23 protein-coding genes are annotated in these 25,770 nt (G+C 60.8%); 16 read left to right on the top strand and 7 right to left on the bottom strand.

Translation table 11 applies throughout. The features are described from left to right. Positions 1 to 47: 47 nt before the first annotated feature. Positions 48 to 734, bottom strand: coding sequence for an extensin-like domain-containing protein (locus AC1DK3_RS09855; RefSeq protein ID WP_477192034.1), 687 nt, complete (start codon positions 732 to 734; stop codon positions 48 to 50). A gap of 500 nt (positions 735 to 1,234) precedes the next feature. After that, the gene (locus AC1DK3_RS09850; RefSeq protein ID WP_477192033.1) at positions 1,235 to 2,002 is read right to left on the bottom strand and encodes an alpha/beta fold hydrolase; all 768 of its coding nucleotides are present in this window, start codon (positions 2,000 to 2,002) and stop codon (positions 1,235 to 1,237) included. Positions 2,003 to 2,124: 122 nt separating this feature from the next. Here AC1DK3_RS09850 and AC1DK3_RS09845 point away from each other — a divergent pair, with 122 nt between their 5' ends. The 4 genes from AC1DK3_RS09845 to AC1DK3_RS09830 all read left to right on the top strand — a co-directional run bounded on the left by AC1DK3_RS09845 (position 2,125) and on the right by AC1DK3_RS09830 (position 4,839). Then, complete coding sequence (locus AC1DK3_RS09845; protein WP_477192032.1) at positions 2,125 to 2,367, top strand: zinc-finger domain-containing protein; 243 nt, start codon at positions 2,125 to 2,127, stop codon at positions 2,365 to 2,367. 42 nt (positions 2,368 to 2,409) lie between these two features. After that, positions 2,410 to 3,600, top strand: coding sequence for an FAD-dependent monooxygenase (locus AC1DK3_RS09840; protein ID WP_477192031.1), 1,191 nt, complete (start codon positions 2,410 to 2,412; stop codon positions 3,598 to 3,600). After that, positions 3,600 to 4,040, top strand: a complete 441-nt coding sequence (locus tag AC1DK3_RS09835) for an NUDIX domain-containing protein (protein ID WP_477192030.1) — start codon at positions 3,600 to 3,602, stop codon at positions 4,038 to 4,040. The genes AC1DK3_RS09840 and AC1DK3_RS09835 overlap by 1 nt, the downstream gene beginning before the upstream one ends. Before the next feature lie 115 nt (positions 4,041 to 4,155). After that, positions 4,156 to 4,839 (top strand): MarC family protein, encoded by a 684-nt coding sequence (locus tag AC1DK3_RS09830; protein WP_477192029.1) that lies wholly within the window; start codon positions 4,156 to 4,158, stop codon positions 4,837 to 4,839. A 9-nt stretch (positions 4,840 to 4,848) separates the two neighbouring features. On the opposite strand, the gene AC1DK3_RS09825 is transcribed toward AC1DK3_RS09830, so the two are convergent. Beyond that, complete coding sequence (locus tag AC1DK3_RS09825; RefSeq protein WP_477192028.1) at positions 4,849 to 5,625, bottom strand: gamma-glutamyl-gamma-aminobutyrate hydrolase family protein; 777 nt, start codon at positions 5,623 to 5,625, stop codon at positions 4,849 to 4,851. A gap of 230 nt (positions 5,626 to 5,855) precedes the next feature. On the opposite strand from AC1DK3_RS09825, the gene AC1DK3_RS09820 reads away from it, so the two are divergent. Together AC1DK3_RS09820 and AC1DK3_RS09815 are read left to right on the top strand one after the other, a co-directional pair. Further along, entirely contained in the window at positions 5,856 to 7,043 is a 1,188-nt protein-coding gene (locus AC1DK3_RS09820) for an acyl-CoA dehydrogenase (protein ID WP_477192027.1), read from the top strand. Continuing rightward, positions 7,040 to 8,254, top strand: coding sequence for a CaiB/BaiF CoA transferase family protein (locus AC1DK3_RS09815; protein WP_477192026.1), 1,215 nt, complete (start codon positions 7,040 to 7,042; stop codon positions 8,252 to 8,254). The genes AC1DK3_RS09820 and AC1DK3_RS09815 overlap by 4 nt, the downstream gene beginning before the upstream one ends. Here AC1DK3_RS09815 and AC1DK3_RS09810 read toward each other — a convergent pair. Further along, positions 8,251 to 10,071, bottom strand: a complete 1,821-nt coding sequence (locus AC1DK3_RS09810) for a putative bifunctional diguanylate cyclase/phosphodiesterase (RefSeq protein ID WP_477192025.1) — start codon at positions 10,069 to 10,071, stop codon at positions 8,251 to 8,253. The genes AC1DK3_RS09815 and AC1DK3_RS09810 overlap by 4 nt on opposite strands. 649 nt (positions 10,072 to 10,720) lie before the next feature. On the opposite strand from AC1DK3_RS09810, the gene AC1DK3_RS09805 reads away from it, so the two are divergent. The 6 genes from AC1DK3_RS09805 (at position 10,721) to AC1DK3_RS09780 (ending at position 19,184) form a co-directional block, all read left to right on the top strand. Beyond that, entirely contained in the window at positions 10,721 to 12,205 is a 1,485-nt protein-coding gene (locus AC1DK3_RS09805; RefSeq protein ID WP_477192024.1) for an OpgD/OpgG family glucan biosynthesis protein, read from the top strand. A gap of 211 nt (positions 12,206 to 12,416) precedes the next feature. Continuing rightward, positions 12,417 to 14,042, top strand: coding sequence for an NADP-dependent glyceraldehyde-3-phosphate dehydrogenase (locus AC1DK3_RS09800; RefSeq protein ID WP_477192023.1), 1,626 nt, complete (start codon positions 12,417 to 12,419; stop codon positions 14,040 to 14,042). Between the two features lie 186 nt (positions 14,043 to 14,228). Beyond that, positions 14,229 to 15,959: an adenylate/guanylate cyclase domain-containing protein gene (locus AC1DK3_RS09795; protein WP_477192022.1), complete on the top strand. Its 1,731-nt coding sequence runs from the start codon at positions 14,229 to 14,231 to the stop codon at positions 15,957 to 15,959. A gap of 162 nt (positions 15,960 to 16,121) precedes the next feature. Then, on the top strand, positions 16,122 to 18,428 hold the full coding sequence (locus AC1DK3_RS09790; protein WP_477192902.1) for an FdhF/YdeP family oxidoreductase: 2,307 nt from the start codon (positions 16,122 to 16,124) through the stop codon (positions 18,426 to 18,428). After that, positions 18,425 to 18,745, top strand: a complete 321-nt coding sequence (locus AC1DK3_RS09785; protein ID WP_477192021.1) for a hypothetical protein — start codon at positions 18,425 to 18,427, stop codon at positions 18,743 to 18,745. Before AC1DK3_RS09790 ends, AC1DK3_RS09785 begins: the two co-directional genes overlap by 4 nt. A gap of 169 nt (positions 18,746 to 18,914) precedes the next feature. Next, positions 18,915 to 19,184 carry a hypothetical protein gene (locus AC1DK3_RS09780; RefSeq protein ID WP_477192020.1) on the top strand — a complete coding sequence of 90 codons (270 nt, stop codon included), beginning with the start codon at positions 18,915 to 18,917 and terminating at the stop codon, positions 19,182 to 19,184. Here the strand turns inward: AC1DK3_RS09780 and AC1DK3_RS09775 are convergent. Both AC1DK3_RS09775 and AC1DK3_RS09770 read right to left on the bottom strand, forming a co-directional pair. Beyond that, positions 19,181 to 19,396, bottom strand: a complete 216-nt coding sequence (locus AC1DK3_RS09775) for a hypothetical protein (RefSeq protein WP_477192019.1) — start codon at positions 19,394 to 19,396, stop codon at positions 19,181 to 19,183. The genes AC1DK3_RS09780 and AC1DK3_RS09775 overlap by 4 nt on opposite strands. Positions 19,397 to 19,471: 75 nt before the next feature. Next, complete coding sequence (locus AC1DK3_RS09770; RefSeq protein ID WP_477192018.1) at positions 19,472 to 19,939, bottom strand: CreA family protein; 468 nt, start codon at positions 19,937 to 19,939, stop codon at positions 19,472 to 19,474. Between the two features lie 707 nt (positions 19,940 to 20,646). Here AC1DK3_RS09770 and AC1DK3_RS09765 point away from each other — a divergent pair. From AC1DK3_RS09765 to lon, 4 genes are all read left to right on the top strand, one after another. Further along, positions 20,647 to 21,393 carry a hypothetical protein gene (locus AC1DK3_RS09765; protein WP_477192017.1) on the top strand — a complete coding sequence of 249 codons (747 nt, stop codon included), beginning with the start codon at positions 20,647 to 20,649 and terminating at the stop codon, positions 21,391 to 21,393. Between the two features lie 60 nt (positions 21,394 to 21,453). Continuing rightward, positions 21,454 to 21,855 carry a translational machinery protein gene (locus AC1DK3_RS09760; RefSeq protein ID WP_477192016.1) on the top strand — a complete coding sequence of 134 codons (402 nt, stop codon included), beginning with the start codon at positions 21,454 to 21,456 and terminating at the stop codon, positions 21,853 to 21,855. A 181-nt stretch (positions 21,856 to 22,036) separates the two neighbouring features. Next, positions 22,037 to 22,444: an Hsp20/alpha crystallin family protein gene (locus AC1DK3_RS09755; protein ID WP_092862951.1), complete on the top strand. Its 408-nt coding sequence runs from the start codon at positions 22,037 to 22,039 to the stop codon at positions 22,442 to 22,444. Positions 22,445 to 22,454: 10 nt separating this feature from the next. Then, on the top strand, positions 22,455 to 24,878 hold the full coding sequence (gene lon, locus AC1DK3_RS09750; protein ID WP_477192015.1) for an endopeptidase La: 2,424 nt from the start codon (positions 22,455 to 22,457) through the stop codon (positions 24,876 to 24,878). 8 nt (positions 24,879 to 24,886) lie between these two features. Here the strand turns inward: lon and AC1DK3_RS09745 are convergent, their stop codons facing one another. Then, positions 24,887 to 25,744 (bottom strand): c-type cytochrome, encoded by an 858-nt coding sequence (locus AC1DK3_RS09745; protein ID WP_477192014.1) that lies wholly within the window; start codon positions 25,742 to 25,744, stop codon positions 24,887 to 24,889. Positions 25,745 to 25,770 lie beyond the last annotated feature (26 nt).

Here is a 25,770-nt window from a genome sequence, read left to right as displayed (position 1 = left end):
CGGATTTGAATGCAGTCTGCACGCTCAGCCATCGGGCAAGCCGCCGATTACTTGCAGATATTCTTCAGCCCTGTAAGGCCATGGTGTGCAAGGTCGAGATGGAAATGGTCGCTGTGTAAGCTGTTGTAGTTGGGACCAAGAACCGTCATGAAATATTCGCAGGCCCCACCATGCACGCTGCGCAAGAACGCTTGCTCGCCTTCCGAGCCGCCCCATCCGCGCTGAACACTGATCGACCGGCCGTCCGCCAGAATGAAGCCACCGATATCGATGGCGTTGGCATAGGCGTGCTCCGAGATCGTCGCCCCATCGACGCTGTTCATCGCCCTGCACGAATAGGACGCGAGCACCGTTAGGCCGACGAGTTCCTGGCGAAATTGACGCCGCGCCGCCGGTTCGACGACGTCTCGCACCCAGCTATCGATCTGCGGGATCATCGGGCAGCGAAGCGATGCTGGCGGTCTCAATTCGACACGGCCGTTATCCGCGGCCGACATCTCGAACGGGCTTTCCGCGCCGCATACGCTCGGACCGCCCAGCGCCGACCGGGGACGAATGAATGCCGTTTGCCTGACCGCGCCCGACGCCAGGCAGGCCTTCTCTTCCGGCGAGCGCCATGGATCGTCCTTGACCACGAAATTTGGCCCCGTGGCGCAGCCCCATAGCAAGCCGAGCCCCGAGATCATCAGGACGGCGACAGGAGCAAATACGCTGAGACGAAAACGCGAGACCATGACGGGGTCAGTAGACGGCGTTAGGGTTAACGACGCGTTAAGACGTGGAGCGTCACGGATTATCGCTGCGTTTTCAGTCGGATTTGGGCCTCGGGCTTGTCGAACCGAAGGCGGAGTGCGGCAGACTCGCGGCGGTAGGCCATCGTGGCCGTCAAGCCGCAGATGGCCCCCTCGGGAAAAGTTATCCACATTCAATTAGGGACCGACATATCCCTGAAATCCTCCCGTCATTGAGCACGGCTATTTGGCAAAGCGCCCCCGGAGGTGCTGGGGCGGGCTCGAACTTGTACCGCGTGCGAGCCGGAATAGCCGTCCTCGCGTTCTTCAATCGGGCTTGTACCGCGTACCGATCAGAGACGCAGAGACGGATCAGCAAGCTCTCGGCGGGGCTATCGATTGAGCCTCGGTGCGGGCGTGGGCCTGGCCGACCTTGATCCCGGCGTCGCGATTATCCCCCGTGTCCGCCCGGACATCAGGTCGCCCAGGTCGCGTCGCTCCGCTTAAGTCGTACCGCCCTCGAAGAAAGCCAACGCCTCTGCTTTGAAACTTCGGTCACCGACGGCCCGGTTGTGATCCTTGCCCGGAATGGCATAGGCACGCGCACCCGGAATGAGCTTCGCGAGATCTTCTGCCGACCCGCCGATCACATCGGTATCGCCGACAGCGACGAGCACGGGAGCCGCAATTTCACCCGCCATCTCCGCCGAGATCGGCGCACGCGACGACCGGATGCACGCAGCAAGCGCTTTCAGATCGCTTTTCGTCTGTTCGGCAAATGCACGAAACGTTCGCGCCGCCGGATTTGTAACGTCGTCGATGCTCGGAGCTTCGAGCGCACGCGCAATCGGACCCGTCCCCGCCATGCCGCGCACCATGTTGATGCCGAGACCGCCGAAGACGACGCGCGCCACGCGGTCGGGATGCGCCAATGCCAGGAAGGCAGCGATCCGCGCGCCCATCGAGTAGCCGATCACATTCGCCCGCGCGACACCCACGTGATCGAGCAGCCGGCGGGCATCCTCCGCCATCAGCGGCGCCCCGTAGTCGACGAGTTCATAAAGCTTCTGGCTCTCGCCATGCCCGCGATTGTCGAACGCGATGACGCGGTAACCGGCCTTGGTGAGGAACGAGACCCATCCGGTATTCACCCAGTTCGTCGCGACATTGGATGCAAAGCCGTGGATGAGCAGAACCGGGAGCTTCCCGTCGTCGCCGCCGCCCGTATCGAGGTAGGCGATATCGACGCCGTCGCTGTCAAAGTGGTCCATGCCGCCCGCCGCCGTTCAACTACCGGAAGTTTTGGAGTTTTAATGTTTTTATGTCCCCTACCATCATCGATGCCACGAGGATATGGTGCGGCCAAACATCTCCTGTCGCAGAAGGGTGAAGCATGGCCGGGGCCGTAATCCCACACTTGGCAAACGATGCTGGCGCAGAGCGAATCTTCGTTGGCGTCAAAGAGTTCAATTGCATGGGCGCGCGCGCGCCGTTCGACCATCCGCATGTCTATCTCGACATGGGTCAGGACAATCAAGTTCTCTGCCCTTATTGCTCGACGCTCTACATCTTCGATCCGCGCCTGAAGGCCGATGAAAGCGATCCGAAGGGCAGCCTCGTAGCTGACGCTGCTTAACGCCATGAAGGCCGGCCGCGGTATCGCCTCGGACAAAGGCTGATGACAGCGGACCGGAGAAGCGCCGTAGTCGCCGGCGCAGGCATCGGCGGACTCGCCGCAGCAATTGCGCTCGCCCGGACCGGCATCGATGTCCGCGTTTGCGAGCGCCGTTCCGAATTCCCCGAAGAAGGCGCGGGCATCCAGATCGGGCCGAACGGCGCGCGGATTCTCCGCGATCTCGGCGTCGCCGAGTTCCTCGAAAAGACGGTCGCGACTCCCGACGTTCTGAGCGTACGTGACGGCGCAACCGGCCGCGAATTGACCCGTCTGCCGCTAGGCCGCTGGATCGCGGAACGCCACGGTGCGCCCTACTGGACGGCCCATCGCCGCGACTTGCATATTGCCCTGAGAGCGCGCGCCGAAGCCGAGCCGCGCATCACCGTGACACGCGGAACGGAGATCGTGTCCTTCGCAAGCGAAGGCGACCGTGTTCGCGCGGTCACCGCCAGCGGTGAAACTCTGGACGCAGGGCTTCTCATAGCCGCCGACGGTCTCTGGTCAGTGTTACGCGATGAGATCAACGGCGGCAAAGCCGCTTTGATCCCGGTCGGAAAAACTGCCTTTCGCAGCGTCGCACCGGCCGCGCATTTGCCGTCAAGCCTCGTACCCAACGCCGTACATATTTGGCTCTCGCCGGGCGCGCACGCGGTTCACTACCCGGTCAACGGTGGCCGCGACATCGCACTCGTCGTCATTGCCAATGACGCGTCACGCGTTGAAGGCTGGGATTCCCCCGCCGTCGCCGACGCCGTCAAATTGAAGACCAGGCTCTTCGCCGAACCCCTCCGCACGCTCCTCGACCGGGCAGCCAAATGGAGAAGCTGGTCGCTCTATCGGATGCCGCCGCTCGACCGCTGGTCCTCCGGCCGCGCCGCACTGCTCGGAGACGCCGCGCATCCCGTATTGCCGTTCCTCGCACAAGGCGCCGTCATGGCGCTCGAGGATGCGGTGACCTTGGCGAGCTTCGTCGCCGCGCGAAAAGGCGATATCGAAACAGCGCTCGGCGACTACGAACGGGTCCGCCGCACGCGCGTCGCAAAAGTAGCTGAAGCTTCCGAGCGGAACGGCCGCATCTATCACATGCAAGGCGCGATGGCGCTCGCCCGCAACGCGACCATGAAGCTCGCTCCCCCAAATCGCGTCATGGCCGGCTTCGACTGGCTCTATGGCTGGAAACCGGAACCATGCTGATGCGATGGCCGTCTGTTCTGCCGAAACGCAACGACATCGTGACGCTTGGCGTCCAGGGTATCGTTGTCGATGACGCGGCGCGCGTCCTTCTCGTTCGCCACGGCTATCGCCCCGGTTGGCATTTCCCGGGTGGCGGCGTTGATCGCGGCGAGGAAATCGAGACGGCGATTGCACGCGAGGTCCTCGAAGAAACGGGCGTCATCATCTCAAAACCGCCAAGCCTCATCGGCATTTACTCGCATTTCGACGACTATCCGGGCGATCACATCGTCCTTTTCAAAATCGACCAATGGCGACGCGAACGCATCCCGGCTCCGAATGCCGAAATCGCCGAACACGGCTTCTTTGCTCTCAACGCACTACCCGAACTCCTGTCGCCGGGGGCGTCGCGACGGGTGAAGGAAGTCTTCGGCGGCGGCGAGCAATCGTCCGCATGGTAGCCATCGCCGCGGCGAGGCTATCGCTAATAAATTTTCGACGCTAAGAAGATTCGGCCCACGAAATCGCGATCAGTCCACCCTCATTGATAAGCCAACCCATTTGATAAGCACACCCATGGAATTTTGGAGCGCGATCACCGCAAACTTCCTCATTGCGTTCCCCGCACTGTTCTCGATTGTGAACCCGCTGGGCGGAGCGCTGATCTATAGCCAGATCACGATCGGGCGGCCTGTGTCGGAGCGCACATGGCTCGCGTGGCGCGTCGCCTTCTACTCGGCGATCGTCATGCTCGTTTCGCTTCTGATCGGCGCCACCCTGATGAGCTTTTTCGGCGTGAGCATCGATGCGTTGCGGGTCGCGGGTGGCACGGTCGTCGCCGTCAGTGGTTGGCGCATGTTGTATAATCCGCAGGAAACCGAAGATCGCAAGCAAGATCACGCGACGGCCGATAAAGCTCATGCATGGGGCAGCGACGTTGCCTTCTTCCCGCTGACGATGCCGTTCACGACCGGCCCCGGAACGATCTCCGTCGCGATCGCTTTGAGCGCCACGCGCCCCACCTCACCCGTCGCCGAGCTGTTGCCCTTCTATGCCGGCGTCTGCGGCGCCGCGCTCGCCATCGCCCTGCTTGTCGGTATTTGTTACGCTTATGCGGAGCGCGTCGTCGATTTGCTCGGCCCGGAGCGCACGCGCATCCTCACCCGGCTGTCCGCGTTCCTGCTGCTCTGTATCGGTGTGCAGGTTCTGCTCACCGGCGTCCAGGGAGCCCTGGAGCACGTCATCTCCCTGAAGCACTAAGCTGCAGCACTAGCCGGCGCGCGCCTTCTCAGCGACGAGATCGGCCGCTTCGCGCATGCTCGCGCCCTTCAGCAGCAGCCCGAACCACGCGAACAGCTCGCGCGAAATCGGATTTTCGGCAACCCGCCATTCCGGGTGCCATTGCACGGCGAGAACGCGCTCGCCACTGGCCGGGCGAATGCCCTCGACAACGCCGTCGGCGCTCGTCGCTTCGACCGCGAGCTTATTCCCAAGATCGCGCACGCCCTGAAAGTGCGCCGAGTTGACGACAATCGATGATTGCCCCATCGCGCGTTCGAGGATGCCGCCGGAAGCAAGATCGACCCGATGCTCCAATTTGAACATTTCGGCGATCGGCAGCCCCGTCGGAGTATGATGGATTTGCGCCCTCTGAGCTTCACCGAGATCGCGCCTGAGCGTCGCGCCATAGGCAACCGCGATTTCCTGAAAGCCGCGGCAGATGCCAAGCACCGGCCGATCCTGCTCGACCGATTCCGATATGAGCCGGAACGCCATCTCGTCACGCCGGGGATCGAATGGCCCATCCCCCTCGTCCGCGCTCCGGTAAAGATGAGGGGCGACGTTGGACGGACTTCCCGTCAGCAGCACGCCGTCCAGCCGGCTCAGAATGGATGCTGCGTTCGAAATGTCCGGCATCGAGGGCACGAGCACGAAGTCCGCACCGACGAACGGCGCCGCGCGAAGGTAGCGCTCGGCGACGCCCTGCACCGGGTCTTCCGGCATGCGCGTGCAGCAAATGACGCCAACGAGGGGCCGACGGGACATGATCCGCTATCCTTCAACATCGCAAGAACATCTGCGGGATGCATCGAGGTAGGAATCCCGGCAGGCATCGTTATCGACCGGCCCGATACCACCGCCCGGGCAATCGGGCAATGGCGGCCATGCATGGCTGCACAGCCGCCGCATAAATGAGATTTATCTTCTCCATTTCCCAACGCAGGGCCGACCCAATATAGAGTGCGGCAACGAGAAGCCGATCCGGAGAGTCTAAAGTGGCCGCAGGTCCAAGTTTCGTATGGGAAGATCCGCTGTTGCTGGATGCCCAGCTATCCGAGGATGAAAAGCTGATCCGCGACACCGCGAGATCGTTTGCCGCGCGAAAGCTGCAGCCGCACGTCATCGAAGCCTATGCCCAGGAAAAGACCGACCCCGGCATTTTTCGCGAGTTGGGAGATCTCGGCCTCCTAGGCTGCACTTTGCCCGCCGAATACGGCGGCTCCGCATCGAGCTACGTCGCCTACGGCCTGATCGCCCGCGAAATCGAACGCGTCGATTCCGGTTATCGCTCGATGATGAGCGTGCAGTCGTCGCTGGTGATGTATCCGATCCATGCCTACGGCAGCGAGGAGCAGCGCCAGAAATATTTGCCCAAGCTCGCCAGCGGCGAATGGATCGGCTGCTTCGGCCTGACCGAGCCCGACGCCGGATCGGACCCCGGCGGCATGCGAACGAAAGCCGAAAAGATTTCACGCGGCTACCGGCTCACCGGCTCCAAGATGTGGATCACCAATTCTCCGATCGCCGACGTCTTCGTCATCTGGGCCAAATCGGCTGAACACGGCGGCAGCATCCGCGGCTTCATTCTCGAAAAAGGCATGAAGGGCCTTTCGGCGCCGAAGATCTCGGGCAAGCTCTCCTTGCGCACGTCCGTCACCGGCGAGATCGTCATGGACGGCGTCGACGTACCCGAAGACGCGATATTGCCGAATGTCTCCGGCCTCGCCGGACCGTTCGGTTGCCTCAACCGCGCGCGCTACGGCATTGCTTGGGGCGTGATGGGAGCTGCGGAATTCTGCTTTCACGCCGCACGACAGTACACGCTCGACCGCAAGCAGTTCGGCAAGCCCCTCGCCGCCACGCAGCTCGTACAGAAAAAGCTCGCCGATATGGAAACCGAGATCACGCTGGGCCTGCAAGCCGCGCTCCGCGTCGGCCGCCTCTTCGACGACGGACAAATGGCGCCCGAGATGATCTCGCTCATCAAGCGCAACAATTGCGGGAAGGCGCTCGACATCGCCCGCGCCGCCCGCGACATGCACGGCGGCAACGGCATATCGGAAGAGTTCCAGGTCATGCGCCACATGTTGAACCTCGAAACGGTCAACACCTACGAAGGCACGCACGACATTCACGCACTGATCATCGGCCGCGCCATCACCGGCCTCCAGGCATTCGCATGACGGGATCAGCAGGTACGAAGCCGCTCGCGGGATTGCGCGTCCTCGAGCTTGCGCGGGTCCTCGCGGGTCCCTGGGCCGGACAGACGCTCGCCGATCTCGGCGCACATGTGATCAAGGTCGAGCGGCCCGAGGGCGGCGATGAAACGCGAACGTGGGGTCCACCCTTCGTCGCCGCGAGCAAGGGCGAAGCCTCAGCCGCTTATTTCCACGCAACGAACCGCGGCAAGAAATCGATCGCGCTGAGTTTTGATCAGCCCGCTGGCCTGAACGCGGTGCTGGCGCTCGCGAAAGACGCTGACGTCATCATCGAGAATTTCAAAGTCGGCGGCTTGGCGAAGTACGGCCTCGACTACGCCGCGATAAAGAAAATCAATCCGCGCATCATTTATTGCTCGATCACCGGCTTCGGCCAAACTGGCCCATACGCATCTCGCGCAGGCTACGATTACATCGTGCAGGGCATGGGCGGAATCATGGATCTGACCGGTGCACCGGACGGCGAACCGCAAAAAATCGGCGTCGCGTTCGCAGATATTTTTGCTGGCGTGTACTCGACCGTCGGCATTCTCGCCGCGCTCAATTCCCGAAACGCCACGGGCGAAGGCGCCTACATCGACATGGCGCTCCTTGATACGCAGGTCTCCGTGCTCGCCAACCAAGGGATGAACTATCTCGTTTCCGGAAAGCCGCCGCGCCGTCTCGGCAACGCGCATCCGAACATCGTCCCCTATCAGGTGTTCACCGCCGCGGACCGCCCGATTATCATCGCGGCCGGCAACGACGGACAATTCTCCCGTGTCTGCGAAGTACTGGGACTGTCGGGCCTCGAAGCCGACGAACGCTTCAACACGAACGCGCGCCGCGTTGCCAACCGCGCCGCTCTCATTCCGCTCATAGAAGCAGAAACGGCGAAGAGATCATCCGTCGATCTGCTCGGAGCCTTAGAGGCGGCTGGCGTACCTGCGGGACCCGTGAACCGGCTCGATCAGACGTTTGCCGACCCGCAGGTCATAGCCCGCCAACTGCGCCAGGACTTGACCCGAGCCGACGGAACATCGGTCCCGGCAATCCGCAGTCCGATCGTCATGAATGGCGAACCCTGCGTTGCCACCGTTCCAAGCCCTGAGCTTGGCGAGCACACGTCGGATATCTTGGATTTGCTGGCCGAAGGCAGCGATCCATGGACCGCCTTCCCGAAGGACGCTGGCTAAATCTCACGAAGCTTCTGTAGAGCACTCGAATACGTTCGCGGATGTTTCGGACCGGTCAGATGCGCGTAGGCTCCGATCGGCATCGGCTTGCCGAAGAGATAGCCTTGGAGCTCGTGGCAGCGAAGAAGCCGGAGCATCGCAACCTGCTCATCCGATTCCACGCCCTCCGCCACGACGCGCAATCCCATGGCGCGGCCGAGCCCGATGACGGAATTGACGATCGCGCCCGCATCCGAGTTGTTGACCATGTCGGACACGAAACTGCGGTCGACTTTGATCCGGTCGAACGGAAATGCCCTGAGCGTGCTGAGCGACGAATATCCGGTCCCGAAATCGTCGATGGCGACGCTGACGCCGAGATCCTTGATCTCGCGCAATGTCATTTTCGCCGTCGCCAAGTCTTGGATGAAGAGGCTCTCGGTCACCTCGACCTCGAGCCGTTCCGGTGCAAGACCCGTCTCGGACAGCACGTCCTTCACGAGCTGCGCGAAATCGGCCTGGACGATCTGAGCCGCTGAAACGTTGACCGCAACTTTGAGCTGCGCCGTCCAACGCGCCGCTTCCCTGCAGGCTTCCCGCAGCACGAATGCGCCCATGGCAATGATGGCGCCGCTCGTTTCGGCGGCCGGAATGAAATCCGCGGGAGATATCGAACCGTGCTCCGGATGGTTCCATCGGAGCAGAGCCTCGAAGCCGCCGACCGCGACCGTTCGGGCATCGACCTGAGGCTGGAAGACGACCGACAGCTCACCCTTGTCGACTGCGAGACCCACGTCACGCTGCATGATACGGCGCCGATGCTGCTCGCGCTGCATCTCCGACTCAAAGAGCGCGTACCCGCATCCACCTCTCTTGACGCAGCGCCGTGCCGTCTCGGCATGCGCGAGCAAAGTATCCTGATCTTTTCCGTCTGCAGGGAAATTCGAAACGCCAACGACCGCTTCGACGGCAATCCGCTCGCCGCTCTCCAGGTCATAGCGGCCGCTCAAGCCCTCAACGAGCTGGCGGGCGAACTCTTTGCATGCGCCATCCTCGGGACCGACCGTCTTGGCAACCAGAAACTCATCGCCGCCCATGCGAACGATCAAATCGGTCTCGGATGCAACCAATCTGAGACGATCGGCAAATTTCCTGAGCACGATGTCGCCGACCGAATGCCCGTGAAGATCGTTGATCGCTCTGAAATCGGCGAGATCGATATGGAAAATGCCGACAGACCGCCCCATTTCCGAGGCGCGCTGCAGCGTCAGCGCAAGCCGCTTCCGGAGCGTCGCGCGATTGCCGAGCCCGGTCAAAGGATCGAAGAACGCAAGCTCGTTGAGCCGCGATCGCGCATCCGTGCTCTCGATCGCCATGGCGCAGATGTTCACGCACTTGGAAACGATCAGACGCTCGAGGTCGCTCGCTCCGCGCGATTTACGATAATAAAATGCGAAAGCCCCGAGCACCCGTCCGTCCGGCGCCTCGATAGGGCTCGACCAGCAGGCACGCAGCCCGTGATGCAAAGCGTGGTTTTTAAAATCTTCCCAAAGCGGATCGGTCTGAATGTCCTGAACTTCAACCGCCTCCCTCCGGAAAATTGCCGTACCGCAGGAGCCGGCATTGGGCCCGATGGCAACCCCGTTCACCCATCCGCCGGCTTCGGGGAGACTCGGACCCGCAATGAAACTGAGGCGGCCGTCGTCGTCGACGCTGATAACGGAACAGATGACTTCGGGAGCGAGCGCTTCGACTTCATGGCAAAGCATGGTCATCACGTTCAGGAGGCTGTCGCCGGAAGCAATTCCGACAAGCATCTCCCGTTGAAGAGTTTGCAACCTCTCCTTGACGAAGTCAGCATTTGCAAGCGGGGGGCCGCTCAACATCATGGCTCGACAATTGCTCCGAGGCGTCGCACGAAATTGACCTATAGGGACACGAGCACTCTGACCGGTATGTAAAGAAAAAGTTGCGGAGAGTTTAATCTGAAGTCCACCAAAGTTCTTGCGAGTGACATCAGAGATGAAATCAACAATTTGGCTAATGAGACTTTGTTTGGTGGCCAAATTGAAACGCCCCGGCGACCGATATCGCCACGGCTCAACATCATCGCGAACGAAACATTAACGCGGGGGAAGGTCTTCAGGGACCGTTGCTGATACCCGCGCCTGGGTCAGCGGACGGGTTGAGAAAGCGAAGCCATAGCGGTAGGACGCCGCAGTCCAAATATCGTCAAACTCAGGTCTCGCCGCCGGGGCATGATCCGCCCGTTGGAAAGACCAGCCGCCAGAATAGTATGACCTCACCGGATGGCCTCTCGCGCGCCTAGTTGAAATATCCTCTTTCCTAGCAGATATAGGCGACGCCACACCGTTATTTCCCACCCACCTCTGGTCACACCGGAATAACATGCCCTTCATGCTTGACCGTCGACACGTCTTGGCTGGCGCTTTAACCAGCGCCGCGGTGGGATGGAGCAGTTCCGCAATGAGCGATGCACCGATAGGGGCCGCCACCCTCGGATCGCCGCAGCCATTTTCTTTCGATGACCTGAAGGCACGAGCGAAAACTTTATCTCAGACCCCCTACGCCCCCGCGCCCCAGCCGGACGATCCGCTACGGGGCATGACCTTCGATACGTTCGCCCAGGCAGTCTACAAGCCGGAAATGGAGCTCTGGCGGGACGTGCCGGGCGCCCAGACCGTGCGCCTCTTCCCTCAAGGGCGGTTCTACGCGGAGCCGGTTGGCATCTACGTGCTCGAGAATGGCTCGGCCCGCGAGGTGGTTTACAATCCCGACTACTTCAATATGCCGGCCGATCATCCGCTCAGGAAATTGAAGTCGGCGGGCTTTGCCGGTTTTCGATTGATGAGCCGTGGCGGCGCGAGTGATTGGCTCGCCTATCTCGGCGCGTCCTATTTCCGTGCCTCCGACCCCTATGACCAGTATGGCGGATCGGCGCGAGGGCTAGCCATCAACACCGGCGAGCCTGAAGAATTCCCGCGCTTCACGAACTTCTGGCTGGAGCCGAACGGCAGCGGCATGACCATTTACGCCCTGCTCGAGAGCAAGAGCGTAACAGGCGCCTACCGGATGGACAGCCGGCGCATCGAAGGCGGCCAGGGCGGCGCAATCCAGGACATCGAGTGCGAACTTTATTTCCGCGCTCCCGTCCGTTTGCTCGGCATCGCGCCGCTGACCGGTATGTTCTGGTACGGCGAAAATTCCGGGCACTTCCGCGGCGACTGGCGCCCGGAGGTTCACGATTGCGACGGTCTCGCCATGTGGACCGGCCGCGGCGAACGCATCTGGCGGCCGCTTTCCAATCCGCCCCGCATCGTCACCAACAGCTTCCTCGAAGACAATCCCAAGGGTTACGGGCTGATCCAGCGCGACCGCAACTTCGAGAACTACCAGGACGACAGCCTGTTCTATGACAGGCGGCCGAGCATGTGGGTCGAGCCGTTGTCTGGATGGGGCAAGGGCGCCATCAAGCTCGTGCAGTTGCCGACGCCGAACGAAACCGAAGACAACATTGTCGCCTTCTGGAATCCCGAGCAACCGATCGTGGCCGGATCGGTCATCAACGCGCGCTATCGGTTGTATTGGGGACTGGACTCGCCGCCGACCGGCGACGTCGCCCGCATCGTCGCGACGCGCGTCGGCCTTGCCGGACTCGGCGGACGCGACCTCGACCTCCGCCACACCAAGCCCGGCGCGCGGAAATTCATGATCGACGTTGAAGGCAAGACCTTGGAGGACGAGATTCGCTACGGCGGTCTGGAGACGATGGTCACGACATCTCGCGGCACGATCACCGGCGTCGAAGCCTTTCCCGTTGTCGGCACCAAGCGCTGGCGCATGATGTTCGACTTGGGAGACCTCGACGGCCAGCCCGCCGATCTCCGCGTTTTCCTTGCGAAGAAGGGAGAAGCGCTGAGCGAAACCTGGCTCTACCAGGCTTTCCCCTGACGAGGTCGTCTACCCGATACCCGAAAAGACGCGTCGCAAGCCCGGACCGTTAGAACCTGTCCGGATGATTGGCAGACCTTTGGGGTTTGAAAGGGAACGGGCGGAACGATCGCTCCGCCACGAGGTTCAACGTCGTGGGGCCCGGAAGCCAGCGCTTCCGCGTTTCTCGGCATAGATCTCATCGTCTAGCGATCGGAGGCATCGGCTGCACATGGTCACCACAGACCAATTGCGAGCGCTCTTTCCCGAAGCTGCGAACCTCAAGGCCCACTCTCCGCCGCCTCCCATCGATCAGCGCGATATACTCGTCGACGGCGCGCTCAAGCGCTGGACGGGCGAAACCATTCCCGTCCGCTCCGCGATTTGCGCGCGCAAACCTGATGGAACTCTCGAACAGATCCCGCTTGGAAGCTATCCGACCGCGGGAATTCCGGAGGCGATGGATGCGCTAGCTGCAGCCGTAGAAGCCTACGACGACGGCCGGGGTGAATGGCCCACAATGGCAGTCTCCGAGCGTATCGCCTGCATGCAGGAATTCACGCAGCTGATGATGGAGAGCCGAGCCACCATCGTGGAACTCATCATGTGGGAGATCGGCAAGAGCCGCGTCGATTCCGAAAAGGAGTTCGACCGTACCATCGACTACATCAGGGCGACCATCGAAGCGCTGAAGGAACTCGACAACGCCAACTCACGCTTTTTGGTGGTCGAAGGCACGATCGGCCAAATTCGCCGAACGCCGCTCGGAGTCGTGCTCTGCATGGGCCCTTATAATTATCCCGTGAACGAAACCTTCGCGACGCTCATCCCTGCGATGATCATGGGCAACACCGTAGTCTTCAAACCGCCGACATACGGCGTGCTGCTGTTCAACCCCCTGCTCCAAGCCTTCAAGAAAGCGTTCCCGCCTGGCGTGATCAATACCGTTTACGGCAAGGGCGAGGAGATCGTCCCCGCGCTGCTCGAATCCGGAAAAATCAACGTCCTCACATTGATCGGCTCGAGCAAGGTTGCGGACCACCTGAAGAAGATGCATCCCAAGGTGAACCGCCTTCGTGCCATCCTCGGGCTCGACGCGAAGAACGCCGCAATCGTGCTTCCTGACGCCGACATGAACCTCGCCGTGAAGGAATGCGTGACGGGTGCGCTCTCCTTCAACGGACAGCGTTGCACGGCGCTCAAGATGTTGATCGTCCATCGCGACATCGTCGATACCTTCACTGAGCGCCTCGTCGCGGAGGTCGAGAAGCTCAAGATCGGAATGCCTTGGGAAAAGGGCGTGGTGATAACCCCGCTCCCCGACCTTTCCAAAGTTCGGCACATGACGCGGCTTGTCGAAGACGCAAAATCGAAAGGCGCGCGCGTTCTCAACAACGGCGGCGGAACAGTATGCGGAACGCTCTTTGCGCCGGCCGTCGTCTACCCCGTCAATGACAACATGCTCCTCTATCGGGAAGAGCAGTTCGGCCCAATCGTACCTGTCATGTCTTTCGACGATTTGGAAACCGCGCTTGAGTACGTCATCACGTCCGAGCACGGTCAGCAGGTGTCGATCTTCAGCGAAAATCCCGAAACCATCGGCAAGCTTGTCGATCCACTCGTCAATCAGGTCTGCCGCGTAAACGTCAATTGCCAATGCCAGCGCGGACCGGATGTCTTCCCATTCACGGGACGCAAGGATTCGGCCGAAGGAACGCTCTCGGTGACGGACGCTTTGAGATCATTCTCGATCCGCTCCATGGTTGCAGCGAAACAGACGGACGACTCAAAGCGCATATTGAACAAGATCGTGCGCGACCACGACAGCAACTTCATCAACACGGACTTTATCTTCTGATCCGTTCGAACGCGCCGACGGAGGGAAAATTCGCCCCCTCGCCGTGCCCGTTCGTCTTTGGGCGGCGCATTAGAGCAGCACACCACATAATATCTCGCGAGGAGGATCTTCTCGGCGCACAATTAGCTTGACCAACGTCAAGAGAAATAGCACGGCGATGTGGGGATTCCCTTCACCGGAGACGCCATGCAGGTCCTTCTGCGAGGAGACTGGAGACAAAGGCTCCGCCTCATTTCAGGGCTGATCCTTTTTGCCTTTGCAACGACCCACTTCCTCAATCACGCCCTCGCGCTATTCGATCTCCAAGCGATGTACGAGGTCCAGCAGTGGCGCTGGATCGTAACGCGCTCTTGGCCGGGCACGATCATCCTCGCAGCCGCGCTCGTCACGCACATCGTCCTCGCGCTCGACAAGCTTTCCGACCGCGCCACTCTGCGCCTTCCGGCGTGGGAATTCATCCAGCTCGCCCTGGGTCTCGCCATTCCGTTTCTGCTTCTGCCGCACATCGTCAACACACGCTTTGCGCGCGACGTCTTCGGAGTGAACGATACCTACCTCTACGAACTCGCACGGCTCTGGCCAGACAGTGCCGTGTTGCAAAGCACGCTTCTGCTGCTCGTCTGGATTCACGGCTGCATGGGAATTCATTTCTGGCTGCGCCTTTACGCGCCCTACCGGAAATTTCAGCCGCTCCTGCTGTTGATCGCGATCAGCATTCCAATCGCAGCGCTCGGCGGCTTCATGGTCGGCGGCCGCGCCGTCTCACAGATGATCGCCGATCCGAAAACGTTCGACGAGGTGAAGCAGCTTTCTCATTGGCCGAGCCCCGAAAACGCCGACCGGCTGGCTGCCATGCGCCTGATCGTTCGCCTCGTCTTCGCGGCGATGCTGACAGCAGCTCTCGGTCTTCTCGTCTGGCCCTCCATTCAACGCCGCTACTGGCCGCACTTCATAATCAACTACGTCGGCGCAGGCTCCGCAAACTGCACATTCGGACCGACGCTGCTCGAAATCAGCCGAATGAACGGCATCCCGCACGCGTCCGTTTGCGGTGGACGCGCCCGCTGTTCCACATGCCGCGTCAGGGTCGAGGAAGGCATCGACGCCATTCCTCCGGCGACGTTTCCCGAAGCCGTCACGCTTGCAAGCATCGGTGCGCCTCAGGATGTCCGTCTCGCCTGCCAGGTGAGACCGCGCGGCCCGATGACGGTCACAAGATTGCTCAGACCGTCCACGGCAAGCCCCGCGGATGTCGACGAAGCGGAGCGCGGTTCCGAGGGCATCGAAAAGCCACTCGCCGCTTTCGTTCTCGACTTGCGCGACTTCACGCGGCTGTCACAGAAGAAAATGCCTCACGACATCGTCTTCATGCTGAACGAAGTCTTCGCCGCGGCTGGCAGCGCCATCGCAGTCCACGACGGCTGGATCGATAAATTCATTGGCGACGGCTTGCTCGCGGTATTCGGCGAAAAGCATGGAATAGAAATCGGCTGCCGCCAGGCGCTCAGGGCCGCGCGAGATATCGATCTCGCGCTAGACCACATCAACGCCAAGATGGAAGCCGAATTCGGACGCCCCCTTCGCGTCGGCATCGGCATCGAAGCCGGTCCGCTGTTGATGGGACGCATTGGCTACGGCCCGAACGTCGACATGACCGTGATCGGCAGTGCCGTGAACGTCGCGAGCCGTCTCGAAGCCGTCGCCAAGGACAAGGGCGCCCAGGTCGTTATATCTCGCGAGGTCGCAAGGCTCGCCGGGTGGACACCCGCTCCCGATCTCCTCTCCAAGGTGGACATTCGCGGCGTCAGCGAACCCCTCGAGATCGTCGCCATTTCGCGCGGACGCGACCTCCCGGCGAGCCTCCTCGCCTCGATGGAAGACGTCGACGAACGCCCCGTCGGCAGAGCGGCCTTTTGAGGCACTGACGGGCCCCGCACGTTTGTCGCGGCATAAAATACTGAAAAATCTCGCGATATTCCGTTTCCGCATAACGGTTATTCCTTGCCCGTGCGTTGCGGACACCCATCATTTCGCACATGCACAACGACAGCCGGGATGGCAAACGTGGGTGAAGGCGCGATGGGCAAACCTGAATTTATTGGCAAGAAGTCAAAAGCAGCCGGTGGCTGGGGCGCGCTGAAGAGCTGCGGAAAGAAGCTGCTCGCAAGCGGCGCACCCCTTTCCGGCGCCGTGACGATGCTGAAAGCCAATCAACCGGATGGCTTTGACTGCCCGGGCTGCGCCTGGGGCGACCCGGAGCACGGCTCATCTTTCGAATTCTGCGAAAACGGCGTGAAAGCCGTCGCCTGGGAATCGACCGACAAACGCGTCAGGCCCGACTTCTTCAAGAAGCACACGGTCAGCGAGCTTCGCACCTGGACGGATTACGACCTCGAGCGCGAAGGCCGCTTGACCCACCCGATGCGCTACGACGCTGCTAGCGACCGCTACGTACAAGCTGGTTGGGACGAAGCCTTCGGTGAAATCGCCGGCGTCCTGAATAGCCTCGACAGCCCCGACCGCGCCGAATTCTACACCTCCGGCCGCGCCTCGAACGAAGCCGCCTTCATCTATCAGCTCTTCGTGCGCCTCTACGGCACGAACAATTTTCCCGACTGCTCGAACATGTGCCACGAGGCGAGCGGCGTCGCACTCGACCAAGCCGTCGGCATCGGCAAAGGCACGGTCCTGCTCGAGGATTTCGAGAAGGCCGACGCGATCTTCGTCATCGGCCAGAACCCCGGCACGAACCACCCGCGAATGCTCGGCGATCTCCGTCGCGCGGCGCTCCGTGGTGCCCGCATCGCCGTCTTCAATCCCGTTCGTGAAAAAGGCCTCGAACGCTTCGCCGACCCTCAGGACAAGCTGGAAATGATCACCGGCGGCTCGACGCCGATCGCCAGCGAATACTTTCAAGTCCGCGTCGGCGGCGACATGGCTGCAGTACGCGGCATGGCGAAGGCCGTATTCGCCGCCGATGACGCAGCCCTCGCGGCCGGACGCCCGTCTGTCCTCGATCACAACTTCCTGAAGCAGCACACGTCGGGATTCGAATTCTATAGGGCAAGCGTCGACGCAACGACGTGGGACCAGATCGAAAGTCAATCCGGCTTGTCTCGAGCACAGCTCGAAGCGCTCGCGCAAATCTACATCGGATCGAACAAAACGATCTGCACTTGGGCGATGGGCGCCACGCAGCATCGCCACTCGGTGGCAACCATCCGCGAAATCGCGAATTTCATGTTCCTCCGGGGCAATATCGGCCGGCCCGGTACGGGGCTATGCCCGGTGCGCGGACACTCCAACGTCCAGGGCGATCGCACGGTCGGGATCAACGAGAAGCCGCCGCGTCAGTTCCTCGATGCACTCGAAAAGGAACTCGGCGTTCCGATGCCGCGCCGCAACGGCCACAACGTCTTGGCAGCAATTGGCGCAATGCTCGATGGATCAGCGCAGGCGTTCATCGCGCTCGGCGGCAATTTCGCCCGCGCGACACCCGACAGCCCGTTGATCGCCAAAGCGCTGATGAACCAGAAGCTCACCGTCAATATTGCGACCAAGCTCAATCATTCGCATCTGCTTCCGGGTAAGGTCAGCTATATCCTTCCTTGCCTCGGACGCACCGAAATCGACCGCAATGCCGACGGCGTCGCGCAAATCGTAACCGTCGAAGACTCGATGAGCATGGTGCACGGATCAGGCGGCATCAACCGCCCGGCTTCGCCCGAGCTTCGCTCCGAAATCGGCATCATCGCCGGCATTGCGGACGCGACGGTCGGACCGGCGACTGTTGATTGGAAGAGCCTCGCGCATCACTACGACCGCATCCGCGATCTGATCTCACGCACCATTCCGGGCTTCCACGATTTCAACGAACGTGTTCGCCGGCCGCGCGGCTTCCGCCTGCCCAACGGCGCCGCCGAGCGCATCTGGCATACCCCGTCGCAAAAGGCGACCTTCTCGAACTCGGAGCTTCCCGACCAGACCGAACACGAACTCGCAATGGCCGAACAAGGTACATTCGTGCTCCAGACGTTCCGCTCGCACGACCAATATAATACGACCGTCTACGGCCTCGATGATCGCTACCGCGGCGTCTACGGCGAGCGCCGCGTGGTATTCGTCAATCCGATGGACCTCGCAGAAATCGGTGCCGAAGCCGGCGATCGCGTCGATATCATCGGAAAGCACGACGACGGCGTCGAGCGGATCGCGGAGAGCTTCCGCGTCGTTCCATATGAACTCCCACGCGGCTCCGTCGCTGGATATTATCCCGAGCTGAACGTTCTCGTCCCTCTGTCGATCGCCGGCGCCGAGAGCGATACGCCGACATCGAAATCAGTGCTGGTGTCGTTCCGCCTCTGCGAGCAAGCTAAGGCTGCATGAGTGCGGCCCCGGAAGACGAAATCACGGAAGAAATAATTCTTGAGGCCGTCTCGGCCTTGAGAGCGAAAGAGGCGGCGCTATCGCCGCTGGGTGCCGCGATACTCGCCGCACTGCATTTCGGCGTTGCGAACGACACCAGGACTTTTTCCCGAAAATTCGACATCGCCCACGCCCTTGCACTTCGCGAGATCACGGCGCTCTCCGGCGATCTCGGGCTTTTAACTGTGGTCGAACGAAATCCACGCACGCAACGCACCGAAATCGCATTGAGCGAGCAAGGCCTGCACCTCTTGTCACGTGCGACAGGAACGCAATGAACGCCGCCATATCGCCGGCACTTTCTCACGGTAAACACAGGCTTCCCTTCAACCTCGGCTGATCGGCATATGCTTTGAGCATTGCTTCTGTCCGATGCCGCCCCCGCTTCGATTCTATACGTGCATGTGCTACAACGTCGTGCGTGGGGGAGAACATTCGGAGGCACCGATGGACTCGTCTCACGCCTACCAGCCCGAAGCCCTCGAGCGTATGACTTTGGTTCTCGAGCGCGCCGCAAAAGAACTTCGCCTCGATGGCTCGCGTCCCGGCGAAAAAGAGCGGTTGGCCACCTGCATTCTCTCGATCGGAAATACGTACAGCGACGTTAATCGTCTGCTCGAGAAAGCCGTGCGCCTGTATCTTCGTGGCGGGTCTCTCGGCGTCGAACCACGTCGTCAGGTTGGTCCCGAAACGATCTTTGTTTTGTCTGCCAGCTAATTGCGGGGTGAGAGGCTCGGGATAACGTCGTTATCGACATCCGTTCCAGACAACACGCCTGTGCGCTCCGACAGGCTCCGGTCGCTGTGGAAACTGTAGCCAACTGCGATGATGCCGGCGAGGACGGCAAGCGCCAGAAGCCACGGAAACCGGAAACGCAGCGAGGCGGCACGGTTCGATTGCCCTTCGATCTTCTCGGGAGTAATGGCCATCGCGTCCTCCAGGCTTCGCCCACCTGGGAAAAACCCATGCTCGGCCCCTCGGGTTCCACAAGCTTCCGGTTCCAGCTAGTGCGCGCCCCACGGCATGACGGGAACGGTCGAAATAGCGTTATAGGGTGACCCTTCGATTAACCGATCGCTGATTGCCACATAAACGAGCGTGTTGCGTTTCCTGTCCACCGTCCGGAACACGTGGGTGTGCTTGAAGAAAAGCGACGTGCTCGCCGAATAAACTTCGTCTTGATCGGGAAGTTTGGAAATGTCGGCGCTGATCGGTCCGACCTGCCGGCACGCAATGGAAAACATCGAAGGATCTTCAGCCAGGCCGAACGTCCCTTTGAGACCGCCCGTTCGCGCCTGACTGATATGGCAGGCGACGCCCGGCACCTTGGGATCGTCGAAGCCGCTTACGCAGACTTTATCGTTGGCGCCGAAGATTCGAAACGTCGTGCTCATGCAGGCGATGTCATCCGCGCTGGCGCTCCAGGCCGAAAGCATCAAAAAGACCGTAGCGGCCGGAAAATACTTCATCATTCTCTCCCTCGCGCCTGATTGCTGGCGCACGGAGAAAGTGGATATCACAACCTCGCGGCGCAAGAAGGTCTGCTGGGGGCTTCAGCCGTTGCGGTCAATCGCTCATCATACGATATGCGTGTCGCGCCTCGGCAATCTCGCGCTCAAATCCGAGACAACGTATGCGACTACCGCTGTCTGAGATATCGCGCGGGCACTTGGCCGGCATCGACCAGTGCCTCGATGCAGTCTCTCGAAAGCACCCTGCGATTGCTCTCGAAACATCTGCGTAGCTCAGAACTTCCCTGCTTATACTTTCCACAGAGGCTGCTGTAGTCGGAGGAACACGCGTCCTTGACCTTCCGGGAATAGGCAAAGCCCTGCGTGCCAAAAAACGTCAGCGCTGCTGCGGAAATTACAATTGTTTGGACTATTTTTATCGTCTTCATCGCTGCTGTTCGGACCTGAGCGGCCCACCCCTTATTGTAAACACGCGTCCGCCAATGCCACGACATTGAGTTACGCGGCCCGGATTTCAAGCAAATAGAGCACGTTGTTGCACATATGCCGCCGGAGACGTAACGGGCCTTTCCTGCAAGCAATCTCCGAACCTTGCAACCACTTTATTGATAACCATGTTCTGGAGGCCAAATAGCGGCCGGGTTGCGGTCGTCGGCGCAGTCATTATTGTCCGCGAGTGTAATTGGATCGGACCTGGGTTTATTAGATTGCGAAAACGTATTGTCCCGGTAAGCAGCGTCGCAATTCTTCGAAGCCGGCGCCCTGAAAGAAGCTGCATTTTCGCGGCAGCCGCCTTTGGTTTTTCCGTTCTATCGAGCGCTCATGCCTATGCGGTAAGCGACAGCGTCAGACAGGCGTGTAGAGACGATTACTATCAGCATTGCAGTCAGTACTCGGTCGGCACGGAAGAGCTTCGCCAGTGCATGCGGAAGGTCGGCGACGGCTTATCGACCCCTTGCCTCGTTGCGCTCGTGCAGGAAGGGGAAATTACCAAGGCAGACGTCGAACGGCACAACGCCGCCAAGGGCGGCAAGAGCTCAGCCAAGAACGTTGCCGACAACGTCGGCGCGAAGGCCATCGACGACCCCAAGGACGTAAGTAAAAAGATCGCGCAGAAGAAGACGAAGATCGCGAAGACGAAGATCGCGAAGGCGAAAATCGCAACAGATCCGGCCAACACGAAGAAGGTTTCAGCAAAGGCAAAGACGGGCGCTAAAACGCTGCCGGAGAAGCCGGTCAAGAAAGCAGATAAGAACGTCAAGAAGACGAAGAAAGCGCTCAACGCCAACACCAACCCCGGCGCTCAGAGCAAAGGTGCCGGCAAAAAAGTCTCGACCGCCAAAAACAAAAAGTCCGTGACGAAGCCTGCCGGCGCCAAGCCAAACGCGACAAAGGCAAGCTCCAAAAAGACGGTGAAGAAGGCGAAGAAGGTCCCTGAAGAACAGGTTCCCTGAGGAACTTTGGCTGGGGGCAAGCGACGTAACGAGGCCGGAGTTCATTCTTACGGAGATCTCATGTCAGAGCATCATTTTCACGCCGTCGTCTGGATCGACCACCACGAGGCCCGCATCTTTTATTTCAGCATGTCGGATGCAAACGAGATCGTAGTGCGCCCGAAAGATCCCACGCGCCATATCCACCACAAGGCGAATACCATCGGCAGCGGCCACGCGCCCGAAGATCCGGACTTCTTGCAACACGTAACGGACGCATTGGCGGACGCCGGAGCGATACTTGTCCTTGGCCCGGCGACCGAAAAGCTCGTGCTCTTAAACCACATCGACCGTCGCGCCCCCGCGCTTAAATCCAAAATACGAGGGGTGGAAACAGTCGATCATCCGACCGACGGCGAGATTCTGGCCCTCGCACGTAGGTTCTTCAAAGACGATCACATGGAACCGCCGCGCGTCCGGTAACGAAAAAATAATCACCTGACGGGACGTTGCAATCAAGGGACCCGGCCGGATCGAACGCCCTTCCCCAAAGAGACACGGAGCATTGACGAACGCCCTCCCTGGCGACAGATCGATCTTATGGCGCTAGTCTCCTCACGGAGCACCTTTCTCGACGGATCAATCCGCAAGCGAAAGAGTATTCATGTCAAACAGAGATCCGATGACCTGGATGTTGGCCGAAGCCGTGGAAACGTTGACGCGTGCGGAGCGCATGCACCGGCAGATATTTTCTCTGCAGCGATCCGGAGCCAGGAACGAGCCTGCTTGGGAACCTCCGATTGACGTGCTGGAGACGGAGCGGGAAATTTTAGTCTTTGTCGCTCTTCCGGGCGTCGATCCGGAAATGGTCGAAGCCTCGATCGAGGACGGCATTCTCATTGTATCGGGCCGCCGCGTTGTCCCGCCACAGCTTCGCAACGCCGTGATCCATCGCCTCGAACTTCCGCAAGGCCGCTTCGAACGTCGCGTGCAATTGCCGGCCGGCCGGTACGGCGTTCGTCAATTCGTATCGAATGGCTGTTTGGTATTCTCGCTGACCAAAGCAGGCTGAGGTAAGTTCAATGAAACTCGGTGACTCGAACTCCGCCGGCACGAGCAACAATACCGCCCCCCGGACAGGAAACGGCACTCCAAATATCGCCCTGCCGTCAGACGCCCTGATCGTCCTGCCGGTCCGCAAAGTCGTCCTCTTCCCGGGCCTCATTCTTCCGCTCTCCATCGGCCGCGATAAGTCGATCGCGGCCGTCCAGCAAGCTGTGCGGGAAGAGCGCCAGATCGGACTGTTTCTGCAGCGCGATGCCGATAACAACGATCCGGGACCCGACGATCTTTATCGCATCGGCACGCTTGCCAACATCGTTCGCTACCTCGCGACGCCCGACGGAAACCACCATCTCGTCGTCCAAGGCGTCCAGCGAATTCGCATCGAGGACTTTCTCCCCGCCACCCCGTTTTTGGTTGCGCGCGTCGTCCATATTCCGGAGCCGGACACGAAATCGACCGAAATCGAAGCACGCTTCCGCAATCTTAAAAGCCAGGCGCTCGAGGCGGTGCAGCTCCTTCCGCAATCGCCTCCCGAATTGGTGACGGCCATTGAGAATACGGCGACGCCCGCGGCCCTCGCCGACATGGCCGCCGGTTACATGGACATCACGCCCGAAGACAAACAGGCAATTCTCGAAACGGTTGATCTTTCCACGCGCATCGAGCGCGTCTCGACCTTGCTTGCCGAGCGCATCGAGGTGATGCGAATTGCACAGGAGATTGGCCGTCAGACGAAAGCCGCGTTCGACGACCGTCAGCGCGAAGCCGTCCTGCGCGAGCAAATGGCGACCATCCAGCGTCAACTCGGCGAGGGCGATGGCAAATCGCAGGAAGTAGCCGAACTCAGCGAAGCCATTGCGAAAGCGCAGATGCCGGCCGACGTCGAGCAGCATGCGCGCAAGGAACTCGCCCGCTATCAAAGACTGCCCGAGGCTGCGGCCGAGACCGGCATGATCCGCACCTATCTCGACTGGCTGATCGAACTGCCTTGGACATTACCCGAAGAAAAACCGATCGATATCGCCGAAGCGCGCCGGATTCTCGATGAAGACCATTTCGGGCTCGACAAGATCAAGACGCGCATCATCGAATACCTCGCGGTCCGAAAGCTCGCGCCACAAGGCAAAGCGCCGATCCTCTGCTTCGTCGGTCCCCCGGGCGTTGGCAAAACATCCCTCGGCCAATCGATTGCGCGCGCGATGCAACGCCCGTTCGTGCGCGTCAGCCTCGGCGGCGTACACGACGAAGCGGAAATCCGCGGCCATCGCCGCACGTACGTCGGAGCGCTCCCGGGCATCATCATTCAGGGCATCAAGAGGGCCGGCGCCCGCAATTGCGTGATGATGCTCGATGAAATCGACAAGATGGGCCGCGGCATCCAAGGCGACCCATCGGCTGCGATGCTCGAAGTGCTCGATCCCGAACAGAACAGCACCTTCCGTGACAACTATCTCGGCGTCGCCTTCGACCTGAGCCGCGTCGTTTTCATCGCAACGGCAAATATGCTCGACACCATACCGGGCCCGTTACGCGACCGCATGGAGATCATCAGCCTTGCCGGCTACACCGAAAGCGAGAAGCTGCAGATCGCCCGCCGCTATCTCGTCAATCGTCAGCTCGAAGCGAACGGATTGAAGCCTGGGCAGGTCACGATCGACGACGCGGCTTTGGCCGCCATCATTCACGGCTATACGCGCGAAGCGGGCGTGCGCGGACTCGAACGTGAAGTCGGCAAGGTATTCAGAAACACCGCCGTCAAGATCGCCGAAGACAGCAACGCCCACGTCGACATCACCTCGGCCAGCCTCACGGATATACTCGGTGCACCGCACTTCGAGAATGAAGTCGCGATGCGAACGAGCGTGCCCGGTGTCGCGACGGGCCTCGCATGGACGCCGGTCGGAGGCGATATCCTGTTCATCGAGGCAAGCAGGTCGCCAGGTAAAGGCGGCTTGATCCTCACCGGCCAGCTCGGCGACGTGATGCGCGAGAGCGCTCAAGCCGCGATGACACTGGTGAAGAATCGCGCCGAATCTCTCGGTATCGATCCCGCCGTTTTTGAGAAGAGCGAGATCCATGTGCACGTCCCGGCCGGCGCAACGCCCAAGGACGGGCCGAGCGCCGGCGTCGCGATGTTCATGGCGCTCGTCTCGCTCCTCACAAATCGCACGATTAGAAACGACACCGCGATGACGGGAGAGATCTCTCTGCGGGGGCTCGTATTGCCTGTCGGCGGCATCAAGGAAAAAGTCGTCGCCGCGGCGGCGGCCGGAATTACGCGCGTTATGCTACCGGCACGAAACCGCCGCGACTTCGACGATATTCCGCAAGACGCCCGTGATCGGCTGGAATTCATATGGCTCGAGCGCGTCGATGACGCCGTTGCCGGCGCATTGGACAATAGCCAAGGCGCTGCCGCGACGAACACCATCGTCGCCTGACGAGAGCCTCACGGCGCCGGCTTGGAAATCGTGGTGTCTCGCGCGGACTTGCGCTTACCCATATACGCGAGATAGGCGATGACCGCATCGACGTCGCCATTTGAAATGGCCGCCTCGTCGAAAGCCTCCATCTGCTGCTGCGGCCACGTACGGACCGCCTTCGGATCGCGAATGATCGCACGAATCCCCTTGGGGGTAATGTATTCGGTGACGTTCATAGGTTGACCGAGATCAGGTCCCATCTCGCCATCCCCCGCACCCTCGATGCGATGGCACGACATGCAGGTCTTGGCGAACACGCTCTGGCCCCTCCGCTCAGGCGCGTCGTCTGCGACCGAGCGATCGACGGCCATTTGTGGCCAGCGCTTGAGAGGATCTTCGGCTCCCGACAGCGAAACCAGCGAAAACGGCCATTGCGCATCCCCGACACTGGAACGCGCGGGATTTTCCCAGACCAGATAGAAAGGACCGGCGCTGACCGTCTGCCCCGGAAGTTTTGGCCACGGCGCGGCCGGGTCCTCGACGGCGATCCAGGCCACAGCGCCGCCCGCGGAACTCTTCTTCACCAGCGCCCTCGGAATTTGCGACGTGTAACCGTCGCTCGCCCGCGCCTCGATCGTATCGAAGTCGCCGTTTAGCGCTGGCCCCAAAAGCGCGAGCAACGGCACCGCGCGATACTTCATTTCGCGATGATATGCGGCGTCCCTTGGGACGGTCAGGAAAGTTGTATCCGGCCTCGCCAGAAGTTCGGCTGCCGTGACGCGTCGCGCCTCGCCGCCGAAAGTGAGCGTGAGAACGCGCTCCGCCGCGGCGCAGGTGCCGGCACCGAAAGTCCACAGGACCAGGAGCGCCAGAATTCGGAACATTCCATTTTCCCCAAAATCAGCCCGCC

It is taken from the genome of Hyphomicrobium sp. 01T421 (assembly GCF_056398805.1).
Note: the sequence above shows the minus strand (reverse complement) of the source record. Positions and strands in the feature narration are given on the sequence as shown.

Bases quoted from the DNA above. Each gene is read 5' to 3' on its own strand.
- AC1DK3_RS09830 (WP_477192029.1), top strand. From the start codon at position 4,156: ATGGAATTTTGGAGCGCGATCACCGCAAACTTCCTCATTGCGTTCCCC.
- AC1DK3_RS09845 (WP_477192032.1), top strand. From the start codon at position 2,125: ATGGCCGGGGCCGTAATCCCACACTTGGCAAACGATGCTGGCGCAGAG.
- AC1DK3_RS09770 (WP_477192018.1), bottom strand. From the start codon at position 19,939: ATGATGAAGTATTTTCCGGCCGCTACGGTCTTTTTGATGCTTTCGGCC.
- AC1DK3_RS09855 (WP_477192034.1), bottom strand. From the start codon at position 734: ATGGTCTCGCGTTTTCGTCTCAGCGTATTTGCTCCTGTCGCCGTCCTG.
- AC1DK3_RS09825 (WP_477192028.1), bottom strand. From the start codon at position 5,625: ATGTCCCGTCGGCCCCTCGTTGGCGTCATTTGCTGCACGCGCATGCCG.
- AC1DK3_RS09760 (WP_477192016.1), top strand. From the start codon at position 21,454: ATGTCAGAGCATCATTTTCACGCCGTCGTCTGGATCGACCACCACGAG.
- AC1DK3_RS09815 (WP_477192026.1), top strand. From the start codon at position 7,040: ATGACGGGATCAGCAGGTACGAAGCCGCTCGCGGGATTGCGCGTCCTC.
- AC1DK3_RS09785 (WP_477192021.1), top strand. From the start codon at position 18,425: ATGAGTGCGGCCCCGGAAGACGAAATCACGGAAGAAATAATTCTTGAG.
- AC1DK3_RS09795 (WP_477192022.1), top strand. From the start codon at position 14,229: ATGCAGGTCCTTCTGCGAGGAGACTGGAGACAAAGGCTCCGCCTCATT.
- AC1DK3_RS09800 (WP_477192023.1), top strand. From the start codon at position 12,417: ATGGTCACCACAGACCAATTGCGAGCGCTCTTTCCCGAAGCTGCGAAC.
- AC1DK3_RS09850 (WP_477192033.1), bottom strand. From the start codon at position 2,002: ATGGACCACTTTGACAGCGACGGCGTCGATATCGCCTACCTCGATACG.
- AC1DK3_RS09840 (WP_477192031.1), top strand. From the start codon at position 2,410: ATGACAGCGGACCGGAGAAGCGCCGTAGTCGCCGGCGCAGGCATCGGC.
- AC1DK3_RS09835 (WP_477192030.1), top strand. From the start codon at position 3,600: ATGCGATGGCCGTCTGTTCTGCCGAAACGCAACGACATCGTGACGCTT.
- AC1DK3_RS09805 (WP_477192024.1), top strand. From the start codon at position 10,721: ATGAGCGATGCACCGATAGGGGCCGCCACCCTCGGATCGCCGCAGCCA.
- AC1DK3_RS09775 (WP_477192019.1), bottom strand. From the start codon at position 19,396: ATGGCCATTACTCCCGAGAAGATCGAAGGGCAATCGAACCGTGCCGCC.
- lon (WP_477192015.1), top strand. From the start codon at position 22,455: ATGAAACTCGGTGACTCGAACTCCGCCGGCACGAGCAACAATACCGCC.
- AC1DK3_RS09755 (WP_092862951.1), top strand. From the start codon at position 22,037: ATGTCAAACAGAGATCCGATGACCTGGATGTTGGCCGAAGCCGTGGAA.
- AC1DK3_RS09745 (WP_477192014.1), bottom strand. From the start codon at position 25,744: ATGTTCCGAATTCTGGCGCTCCTGGTCCTGTGGACTTTCGGTGCCGGC.
- AC1DK3_RS09780 (WP_477192020.1), top strand. From the start codon at position 18,915: ATGGACTCGTCTCACGCCTACCAGCCCGAAGCCCTCGAGCGTATGACT.
- AC1DK3_RS09790 (WP_477192902.1), top strand. From the start codon at position 16,122: ATGGGCAAACCTGAATTTATTGGCAAGAAGTCAAAAGCAGCCGGTGGC.